Raw genomic sequence first — 7,070 nt, 5'->3', positions numbered from 1 at the left:
AGGAGCTTGTACGTTGGGTACAAGCGGGCGAAGAGGTGTTAATCCTGGAGCAAGGGGTTCCTGTGGCCCGCATCACCCCGGCTTCCCCTTTCCTCAAGGACAAACTCCTGCGCCTGGAGCAGCTGGGCCTCCTCCGCCGGGGAAAGGGTCGGCCCAACCTCCAGGGCTTGCCGCTCCCGAGCTCCCAGGCTAGCGTACTTTCGGCCCTCCTGGAAGAACGGGAGGAAGGGTGAGGTTCTGGGATACCTCCGCCCTAGTTCCTTTGCTGGTGGAGGAAGTGTATACCCCTTTGGTGGAAACCTGGTTATTTTTAGACCCAGAGCTGGTGGTCTCCTGGGTAGCGGAGATTGAAGCGACCTCGGCCCTTAACCGGAGAAAACGGGAAGGTGCCTTAACAGAAGAAGCTTATGTTCAAGCCCAAGCCCGTTTGGCCCGGCTCAGGGATTCCTGGCACGAGGTATTACCCACTGAAGCTGTAAGGCGCCACGCCCTACGGTTTTTGCAGCTATACCCAGTGCGCACCTTGGACGCGCTTCAGCTGGGGGCCCTTTGGGTTTTTGCGGAAGGAGATCCCAAGGGCATCACCTTGGTAAGCCTGGATAGGCGCTTAGCCCAAGTCGCCGAGCAGGAGGGCTTTACCGTACTCACCTGGGCTTCCCCCTAGGCTTGTTTGTATAATCCCCCCATGCTCACCCTAGACCTTTCCGACAAGAAGGCCCTCATCATGGGCGTGACCAACCAGCGGAGCCTAGGCTACGCCATCGCGGAAAAACTCCACCAAGCCGGGGCCACCCTGGCCTTCAGCTACCAAGGGGAAAGGCTTAAGGAAGAGGTGGAGAAGCTGGCCGCTTCCTTAAACGCCCTCACCTTCCAGGCGGACGTCACCCAGGACGAGGAGCTGGACCGGCTTTTCGCTGGGCTCAAGGAGGCCTGGGGCGGGCTGGACTACCTGGTCCACGCCATCGCCTTCGCCCCCAAGGAGGCCATGGAGGGCCGTTACCTGGATACCCGGCGCCAGGACTGGCTTTTGGCCCTCGAGGTCTCCGCCTACTCCCTGGTGGCCGTGGCCCAGCGGGCCGAGCCCCTCCTCCGGGAAGGTGGGGGCCTGGTCACCCTCACCTACTACGCCAGCGAGAAGGTGGTGCCCAGGTACAACGTGATGGCCGTGGCCAAGGCGGCCCTAGAGGCCAGCGTCCGCTACCTGGCCTACGAGCTTGGGCCCAAGGGGGTGCGGGTGAACGCCATCTCCGCCGGGCCCGTGCGCACCGTGGCCGCCAGGAGCATTCCCGGCTTCATGAGGATGTACGACCGGGTGGCCCAGGTGGCCCCCCTAGGGCGCAACATCACCGGGGAGGAGGTGGGAAACCTGGGGCTATTCCTCCTCTCCCCCCTCGCCAGCGGCATCACCGGGGAGGTGGTCTACGTGGACGCCGGGTACCACATCATGGGGATGGAGCTGGACTAAGCCCCCGTAGCCCAAAACCATATGGTCCTAGCCGCTTCCGGTACCATAGGAAGGATGAGACGCCCTACCCCCACGGTCTGGGTGGGCCGCCTTCCCCTGGGGGGCGCCCACCCCGTGGCCGTGCAGTCCATGACCAACACCCCCACCCGGGAGGTGGAGGCCACCACGGAGCAGGTCCTGGCCCTATACCGGGCGGGAAGCGAGCTGGTGCGCCTTACGGTGAACGACGAGGAGGCCGCCCAGGCGGTACCCGAGATCCGGAGGCGGCTTGGGGAAGAGGGGGTGGAGGTACCCCTGGTGGGGGATTTCCACTTTAACGGCCACCTCCTCCTCCGGAGATACCCCCGGATGGCCGAGGCCCTGGACAAGTTCCGCATCAACCCGGGCACCTTAGGCCGCGGCCGGCACAAGGACGAAAACTTCCAGGAGATGGTGAGGATCGCCCTGGACCTGGGCAAGCCCATACGCATCGGGGCCAACTGGGGAAGCCTGGACCCCGCCCTCCTCACCGAGCTCATGGAGGCCAACGCCCGCCGCCCAGAGCCAAAAAGCGCCCACGAGGTCCTCCTGGAAGCCCTGGTGGAAAGCGCCGTGCGCGCCTATGAGGCCGCCCGGGAGCTGGGCCTAGGGGAGGACAGGATCGTCCTCTCGGCCAAGGTGTCCAAGGCCCCCGACCTGGTCTGGGTCTACCGGGAGCTGGCCCACCGCACCCCGGCTCCCCTGCACCTGGGCCTCACCGAGGCGGGCATGGGGGTGAAGGGCATAGTGGCCAGCACCGCCGCCCTAGCCCCCCTGCTCCTGGAGGGCATCGGGGATACCATCCGCATCTCCCTCACCCCCGCCCCCGGGGAACCCCGCACCAAGGAGGTGGAGGTGGCCCAGGAGATCCTCCAGGCCCTGGGCCTGCGTAGCTTTGCCCCCGAGGTCACCAGCTGCCCGGGGTGTGGCCGCACCAAGAGCACCTTCTTCCAGGAGTTGGCCGGGACCGTGGGGGCCTACCTCAGGGCCAAGCTGCCCGAGTGGCGGGAAAGGTACCCGGGGGTGGAGGAACTGAGGGTGGCGGTGATGGGGTGCGTGGTGAACGGCCCTGGGGAAAGCCGCCACGCCCACATCGGCATCTCCCTGCCGGGAAGCGGGGAGGAGCCCAAGGCCCCGGTTTATGCCGACGGCCAGCTTCTCACCATCCTTAAGGGGGAAAACCTAGCCCAGGACTTCCTGGACATCTTGGAAGACTACGTGGAAAGACGCTTTTCCAAGGCCTGATGGAGCCCTTTCGCTTCGTCATCCAAGCCCAAAGCGGCCGGGCCCGGGTGGGGCTTCTCTCCACCCCCCACGGGGTGGTGGAAACCCCCCTTTTCATGCCCGTGGGCACCCAGGGCTCGGTGAAGGGGCTTCTGCCCAAGGACCTAAAGGCCATCGGCAGCCAGGTGCTCCTGGCCAACACCTACCACCTCCTCCTCCGACCCGGCCCCGAGCGGATCCGGGCCCTAGGGGGGCTTCACCGTTTCGCCGGCTGGCCGGGCCCCTGGCTCACGGACTCCGGGGGCTTCCAGGTGATGAGCCTGGGCCATCTGCGGCGTATAGACGAGGAGGGGGTGGTCTTCCAAAGCCACCTGGATGGCCGCCTCATCCGGCTCACCCCGGAAAGGAGCCTCGAGGTGCAGGAGGCCCTGGGAGCCGACCTCATCATGGCCTTTGACGAGTGCCCCCCCTACCCCTCGCCCCCGGAATACCTGAAGGCCTCCTTGGAGCGCACCCTGCGCTGGCTGGAGCGGAGCCTAAAGGCCAAAACCCGGCCCGACCAGGCCCTTTTCGGCATCGCCCAAGGGGGCACGGACCCCGGGCTTAGGGCCCTTTCCACCCGGGAGACGGTGCGGTTTGACCTTCCCGGCTACGCCATCGGGGGCTTGGCCGTGGGGGAGAGCAAGGAGGAGATGCTCTCCATGGTGGCCCTCTCCACGGAGATCCTTCCCCAGGGAAAACCCCGCTACCTCATGGGGGTGGGCCACCCGGAGGACCTGGTGGCGGCCATGGGCCTAGGGGTGGACCTCTTTGACAGCGTCTACCCTACCCGGACCGGGCGCTTTGGCAGCGCTCTCCTTCCCGAAGGGCGGATCAACCTGAAAAACGCCCGCTACCTGGAAGACCCCAGGCCCTTGGAAGAGGGGTGCGACTGCTACGCCTGCCAGAACTTCAGCCGGGCCTACATCGCCCACCTGGTGCGCTCAGGGGAGATGCTGGCGGGCATCCTCCTTTCCCTGCATAACCTCCGCTTCCTCCACCGCCTCACCCAAAGGGCCCGGGAGGCCATCCGCCAAGGGGACTACGGGGCCTTTGCCCGGGAGTTTGCCGAAAGGCGTTTTGGCCGGGAGGTGCCCCCCTGGTTCCGCGAGGCCCTGGCGGCGGGGGGGCATGGGTGAGGCCACCCCGCCTGGGCCCCGGTGGGGGCCCCCAAAGCCTCCCCCTAGCCCAAGGCGCCTAGCCCTCCCGGTAGAACCGGCTTTTCCCGTAGTACTCCTCCAAAAGCACCTTCAGGAAAGCGGCGGTGGGCACCCCCAAAAGGGCCCCCCAAAGGCCAAAAAGGGTGGCGCCCACCAGGATGGCGGCGATGGCGGTCACGGGATGGAGCCGGGTGGCCCGGCCCACGATGAGGGGCCCAAGAAGGTTTCCCTCCACCTGGTTGGCCAGCCAGAGGACCAAAAGGGCAAGGAGCACCTGGCCCCACCCCCCCGTGGCCGCCAGGAGCAGGGCGGGAACCCCGGAGACGATCACCCCCACGAAAGGGATGAGGTTGAAGACCCCCGCCAGAAAGCCCAGGCTGGGGGCCAGAGGAACCCCCACCAGCCCCAGCCCCACCCCCACCATGAGCCCCACCAGAAGGGCCACCAGAAGTTGCCCCCGCACATACCCCCCCACGCTCCGGTCCAGCTTGTGGGCCAGCTCGGCCACCAGGGGCTGGTAGGGCTCGGGGAAGACCCTTAAGGCCGCCTGGGCCAGGCGGGGAAGGTCATAGAGGAAGTAGACGGAAAGGGTAAGGGCGGTAAGGAACTGGAAGATGCCGCCCAGCAGGGAGATAAAGAAGCCTAGAAGGTTTCCTCCCTGACCCATGAGCCCCTGCAGCCAGCGCACCAGGGTGTCCAAGAACCCCTGGATGAGGCCTTGCAGGCTCTGGCCCGCCTCGGCCAAAACCGGCTTCAAGGTTTCGGGAAGGGGAATGGCCCGGATGCGGCCTGGCAGGTCTAAAAGCCAGGCAAGAAAGGGTTGCAACAGCCGGGGAAGCTCCTGGGCCAGGCGGGAAAGCTCCAAAACCGTCTGGGCGGTGAGGAAGGAGGCGAGGCCAAGGAAGAGGCCCAGGCCCAGGTAGACCAAGGCCACCCCCAGGAAGCGGGGAAGCCTTTTGCCCTCAAAGAAGCGCACCACGGGATGGGTTAGGTAAGCGATGGCAAAGGCGGTGAGCAGGATGGAAAGGGCGGGCCAGGCCCGGAGGAGAAGGCGATAGGCCAAATAAAAGAGGAGCAGGTAGACCAGGACCCGGACATAGGGGTTTTCCCACACCCGGGCGAAGGCCTCGCGCATGGGGTTATTCTAAGCGGAAGAAGGCCTTGGCCTTCCTTACGAGCTCCTCCCCCGATAGCCCTTGGAAGAGGAACCTCCCCCGGTCGGGCTCCCCCTCCCAGACCTCAAAGAGGAGCCTAGGCGCCCCACCCAAAAGCCCCGTGTTCCCCACGTAGCCGATGGGGTCGCCCCGGTGGACCCTCTGCCCCACCTTTAGCTTCCGGTAGGGCGCCTGGAGGTGGGCGTACACACTGGTGCGGCCATCGGGGTGGCGGATCCAGACCTCGAGGCCCCTCAGGAGGTCCATCTGCTCGGGGGAGGCCCCGTTTCGCACCTCCTCCAGAAGCTTTTGGTACGCCTCCCGGGAGGGTTCCCTATAGTCCCCTTCCACCTTCACCACCTCCCCACTGGCGGCGGCCACCACCCCCATCCCCCGCACCACGGGCACGCAGGCATCCCCTTGGATGAAGACAAAGCCGGCGCTTACGCCCTTGCGGTAAGGGCGGGGGGCCCCAGGAAGGTTTTCGGGACGGGTGGGTAGGCAGGCCCCGGGCAGGGGAAGCAGGTACCCCCCAGGACCCCAGGCGGCCTGCTGACGTAAAACCCCCACCTCCTGGCGCAAGGCGGCAAGCTGGCGCCCCCTAAGGGAAAACCCCAGGCTGACCACCAAGGCATACAGGGCCAGGGCCAAAAGGAGGTAGTGCCCCGGCTTCCACGCCATGGGCCTATGCTACAAAAAAGACCCCCTCAGGGGTCTCGCCCAAGGGGCAACCAGGGCTAGAGGAGCTTGAGAAGCCGTTCCTTGATCTCCTTGGCGGAAAGGCCCTCCAGCTTAAGCCCCTTGGCCCTGTCCAGAAGCTCGTAAACCTTGGGAATATGGCTGGTGGCCACCCGGAAGGTGATCTCCTGCCCCGCCACCTGCACCCGGATCTTCTGCAGGTTGGGGTACTGGCGGCGCTTGGAGATGCCGGTGGTCTTCCGACCCACGCCCCCTTCCCGCTTGGCCTTACCCCGCCTTTGGATGCTATTGGCCACGATAGGCCTCTTTCCGCTGATCTCGCACACCTTGGACATATGGCCCTCCCGTGCCCGAAGGCAAACCCTATGGAGTATAGCACAAAGGGGAGCATTGGGTAGACTCAAGGGGATGCCCACGGTTCTTGTGCCCCTCCTCCTAGCCTTGGACCAGATCCTTAAGCTATGGGCCCTGGAAAACCTCTCCCCGGTGCCCAGGCCCCTTCTGGGGGACCTCCTCTACCTCACCCTGGTGAGGAACACGGGGGCCGGTTTTGGCTTGCTGGAAGGCCAGGCCTTCCTTCTGGGCTGGCTTAGCCTGGGGGTGGGGACCCTACTCCTCTACTGGCTAGCCCAAAAACGCTACCCCTTTTGGCCAACCCTGGCCCTTTCCCTCATCGCCGTGGGGGCCTTGGGCAACGGCATTGACCGCCTGGGCCGGGGCTGGGTGGTGGACTATCTGGACCTGGGAACCCCCATCCCCCTCATCGCCCACTTCCCCGTCTTCAACCTGGCGGATGTGTGCGTGACCGTGGGGGCTGCCCTTCTCCTTCTGGCCCCAAGGGGCAAGCGCCCCTTCTAGGAGGCTGGGCCAGGCGGGACAAGCCCATCCGCTTCACCCAGCAGGACCAGCTCCGCCTGGCCCGGGGAGCCCCGGTAGGGGAGGCGATCACCCCCCAAAGCCCCGAGGCGCCTCTCCTCGGAAAGCCTCCCCGCCTGGGATGGGTCTTAGACCCTGGGCAAAACCTGGGCCAACCGCTCCAAGGCCTTCTTCAGGTTTTCCTCCCCCGTGGCGTAGGAGAGGCGCACGTGGCCAAAGGCGGCAAAATCCGTACCCGGCACCACCGCCACCCCCGCCTGCAAAAGCCTTTCCGCCGCCTGCACCTCGTCCTCGGCGAAGGGGGAGGTGTCCAGGAGGACATAGAAGGCCCCGCTGGGACGCACCGCCTTTAGGCCCAGCGCCGAAAGGCCCTCGAGGAGAAGGTCCCGCCGCCTCCTATAGGCCTCCCGGGCCATCTCTATGAAGGCCCTGGAA

Annotated in this window: 9 protein-coding genes and 1 pseudogene; 6 read left to right on the top strand and 4 right to left on the bottom strand. The window is 65.9% G+C overall.

Annotated elements, in window-relative coordinates; translation table 11 throughout:
• From Q0693_RS08035 to tgt, 5 genes are all read left to right on the top strand, one after another.
• Positions 1-233 (top strand): type II toxin-antitoxin system prevent-host-death family antitoxin (locus Q0693_RS08035; RefSeq protein ID WP_298630583.1); only part of this gene is annotated, 233 nt, incomplete at its 5' end.
• A complete protein-coding gene (locus tag Q0693_RS08030; protein ID WP_298630581.1) occupies positions 230-664 on the top strand; it encodes a type II toxin-antitoxin system VapC family toxin in 435 nt (144 codons plus the stop codon). The genes Q0693_RS08035 and Q0693_RS08030, both read left to right, overlap by 4 nt.
• A gap of 21 nt (positions 665-685) precedes the next feature.
• Positions 686-1,465, top strand: a complete 780-nt coding sequence (locus Q0693_RS08025; RefSeq protein ID WP_298630580.1) for an enoyl-ACP reductase — start codon at positions 686-688, stop codon at positions 1,463-1,465.
• 54 nt (positions 1,466-1,519) lie between these two features.
• Positions 1,520-2,728 (top strand): flavodoxin-dependent (E)-4-hydroxy-3-methylbut-2-enyl-diphosphate synthase, encoded by a 1,209-nt coding sequence (gene ispG, locus Q0693_RS08020; RefSeq protein WP_298630578.1) that lies wholly within the window; start codon positions 1,520-1,522, stop codon positions 2,726-2,728.
• Positions 2,728-3,885 carry a tRNA guanosine(34) transglycosylase Tgt gene (gene tgt, locus Q0693_RS08015; protein WP_298630576.1) on the top strand — a complete coding sequence of 386 codons (1,158 nt, stop codon included), beginning with the start codon at positions 2,728-2,730 and terminating at the stop codon, positions 3,883-3,885. Before ispG ends, tgt begins: the two co-directional genes overlap by 1 nt.
• 58 nt (positions 3,886-3,943) lie before the next feature.
• On the opposite strand, the gene Q0693_RS08010 is transcribed toward tgt, so the two are convergent.
• The 3 genes from Q0693_RS08010 to rpmB are packed head-to-tail and all read right to left on the bottom strand — an operon-like array spanning position 3,944 to position 6,094.
• The gene (locus Q0693_RS08010) at positions 3,944-5,041 is read right to left on the bottom strand and encodes an AI-2E family transporter (protein WP_298630574.1); all 1,098 of its coding nucleotides are present in this window, start codon (positions 5,039-5,041) and stop codon (positions 3,944-3,946) included.
• Positions 5,042-5,045: 4 nt separating this feature from the next.
• Positions 5,046-5,741 carry a M23 family metallopeptidase gene (locus Q0693_RS08005; protein WP_298630572.1) on the bottom strand — a complete coding sequence of 232 codons (696 nt, stop codon included), beginning with the start codon at positions 5,739-5,741 and terminating at the stop codon, positions 5,046-5,048.
• Between the two features lie 56 nt (positions 5,742-5,797).
• On the bottom strand, positions 5,798-6,094 hold the full coding sequence (gene rpmB / locus Q0693_RS08000; RefSeq protein ID WP_243030789.1) for a 50S ribosomal protein L28: 297 nt from the start codon (positions 6,092-6,094) through the stop codon (positions 5,798-5,800).
• 73 nt (positions 6,095-6,167) lie between these two features.
• Between rpmB and lspA the strand changes: the two genes are divergently transcribed.
• Complete coding sequence (lspA, locus tag Q0693_RS07995) at positions 6,168-6,617, top strand: signal peptidase II (RefSeq protein ID WP_298630569.1); 450 nt, start codon at positions 6,168-6,170, stop codon at positions 6,615-6,617.
• Between the two features lie 146 nt (positions 6,618-6,763).
• On the opposite strand, the pseudogene aspC reads toward lspA, so the two are convergent.
• Positions 6,764-7,070, bottom strand: a pseudogene (gene aspC, locus Q0693_RS07990) (aspartate/prephenate aminotransferase); the annotation flags it as partial.

It is taken from the genome of uncultured Thermus sp., from assembly GCF_938010445.1.
Lineage (GTDB): Bacteria > Deinococcota > Deinococci > Deinococcales > Thermaceae > Thermus > Thermus altitudinis.
This window is presented reverse-complemented; position numbering and strand designations above follow the sequence as displayed.

Excerpts from the sequence above, each read along its gene's own strand:
- Q0693_RS08025 (WP_298630580.1), top strand. The coding sequence starts at position 686 with ATGCTCACCCTAGACCTTTCCGACAAGAAGGCCCTCATCATGGGCGTG.
- ispG (WP_298630578.1), top strand. The coding sequence starts at position 1,520 with ATGAGACGCCCTACCCCCACGGTCTGGGTGGGCCGCCTTCCCCTGGGG.
- tgt (WP_298630576.1), top strand. The coding sequence starts at position 2,728 with ATGGAGCCCTTTCGCTTCGTCATCCAAGCCCAAAGCGGCCGGGCCCGG.
- Q0693_RS08010 (WP_298630574.1), bottom strand. The coding sequence starts at position 5,041 with ATGCGCGAGGCCTTCGCCCGGGTGTGGGAAAACCCCTATGTCCGGGTC.
- Q0693_RS08005 (WP_298630572.1), bottom strand. The coding sequence starts at position 5,741 with ATGGCGTGGAAGCCGGGGCACTACCTCCTTTTGGCCCTGGCCCTGTAT.
- rpmB (WP_243030789.1), bottom strand. The coding sequence starts at position 6,094 with ATGTCCAAGGTGTGCGAGATCAGCGGAAAGAGGCCTATCGTGGCCAAT.
- lspA (WP_298630569.1), top strand. The coding sequence starts at position 6,168 with ATGCCCACGGTTCTTGTGCCCCTCCTCCTAGCCTTGGACCAGATCCTT.